This is a genomic window from Arhodomonas sp. AD133 (assembly GCF_051195215.1).
Classification (GTDB): Bacteria; Pseudomonadota; Gammaproteobacteria; order Nitrococcales; family Nitrococcaceae; genus Arhodomonas.
The window spans coordinates 1-1,777 of sequence record NZ_JBNAZM010000129.1 but is presented as its reverse complement, the minus strand read 5'-3'; the positions used below and the strand labels follow the sequence as shown (position 1 = coordinate 1,777).

Annotated in this window: 2 protein-coding genes; both read right to left on the bottom strand. The window is 64.3% G+C overall.

Going from position 1 to position 1,777, the window contains the following annotated elements; genetic code table 11:
- On the bottom strand, positions 1-1,477 hold a 1,477-nt coding region (tnpC, locus tag ACPEES_RS23265), incomplete at its 3' end, for an IS66 family transposase (RefSeq protein ID WP_435106870.1).
- A gap of 54 nt (positions 1,478-1,531) precedes the next feature.
- Positions 1,532-1,777, bottom strand: a 246-nt coding sequence (gene tnpB, locus ACPEES_RS23260; protein WP_435106868.1) for an IS66 family insertion sequence element accessory protein TnpB, incomplete at its 5' end; no start/stop codon positions are given.

Sequence of the window (1,777 nt, the reverse complement as noted above, 5' to 3'; positions counted from 1 at the left end):
CAAGGCCGTTGGCTTTGGCCGTTTCGATCAGCGAGTAGCAGGTGGCGCTGGCGTGGGCACCCTGAGCGGTATCGGCGAACAGCCACGCCTTGCGGCCCACGGCGAACGGGCGGATGGCGTTCTCGGCGAGTACGTTGCTGATCCGCAGATCGCCGCGCTCGCAGTAACCGATGAGCGGGGTCCACTGGTTGAGCGTGTAGTCCATGGCCTTGCGCGTGAGCGAGCCTTTCAGGACCTTGCCCGCGTTGGCCTCCAGCCACGCTCTGAACGTGTTCAGCACGGGCACGCTCTTTTGCTGGCGCAGCCGGTAGCGTTCGGCGTCACCGAGATCGCGGGCCGTCCTCTCGATCGCGTAGAGCTTGCGGATATATCCCAAAGCGGTATCGGCGATGCTCGCCCGAGCCTTTTTGCCTTTTCCCGGCGCCGCTCGCGAGGCTTCGACGAACTTGCGCCGGGCATGATCCCAGCAGCCGATCCGGGTCAGCCCGTTGGCCGCACAGACCTGCCCGTAGCCGGAGTAGCCATCGGCCTGCAGGATGCCGGTGAAGTCATCGAGCAGGCGCACGGGCACCTGGCCGCCCCGGGAAGGGTCGTATTCGAACAGCACCGAGGGTTGATCCGGTGGACCGCCCCGGGTCACCCACATCCATTTGTCGGACTGGACCGTTTTGCCGTTTTCCTTGAGTACCTGGATCCGCGTTTCATCGGCCTGCAGGTAATCGCCGCCGTTCTGGGTCTCGCGCATCAGGTTGATCAGCGGCCTGAACACGCCGTCCAGGCGGATGATCCAGTGGGCCATGCTCGTGCGGCTGATTTCGTGGCCGTGGCGCCTGAACATCCGCTCGAGGCGGTACAGCGGCAGGCCGTCGGCGTACTTGGAGGTGATGAGATACGCCAGCAGCGACGGCGTGGCGATGCACTTGCCGAGCGGATGCACCGGTCGGGGCGCGGCGAGCAGGCGCTCCTCGCCCTCGTGCTCGAACACCGCCTTTTCCTGCCAGTATTCGAGAACCTTGAGCTGGGCGGGGATGAACGCCAGCTCTTCCTTGACCTTCGTGAAGAAGGTCCTGGTCGCACCGACTTTCTCATCGTCGCCGAGGGGGAGCTCGATGCGCTCGCGCAGCAGCTTGTCCGAGAAGCCGCGCTGGCGGCGCTTGCGCGGGGCGCCTTCCTCTTCCACGCCCTCCGGCAGCTGGTCACGCAGGGCGTCGATTCCGGCTTCCAGCTCGGCTTCGTCGAACAGGGTGACCTGATCGCGCGATTTCTCGCTGCTGGCGGCGAACTGCTGCACCTTCTTGTGGCGCAGCAGCTCTTCGAGGATCTCGATACGCGTGTCGCGTTGTTCGATCGCCCGTTCGTGGCGCTCGAGCGCTTCGTCCCTGTCGGCCAGCTGCTGCTGGAGATCGCTGATCACGCTCGCCATTTCAGCGGCCGACAGGCCGCTGAAATCGGGCGCTGGACAGGGCTTGTCGGGCATCGATCGCATCGCGCGATGATAGCAAAAAGCCCGTGGCCATGGACGCGGAAATGGCTAGCCGACGCGCTCGTAATGCAGCACCTTATGCCCGCGCAGCAGCGTGATGTCGTAGCCGTCGAGCAGCCAGTTGATCTGCTCACCGCTCAGCGCCATCAGCTCATCACATGGACCCGGCCACTTGAAGCGCTCCTCGGCCAGCGCCTTGTAATAGAGCACGAAACCGTTGTCTTCCCACATCAGGCATTTGATCCTGTTGCGCTGGCGATTGGTGAAGGCATAGAGGGCGCCGGAGAACGGATT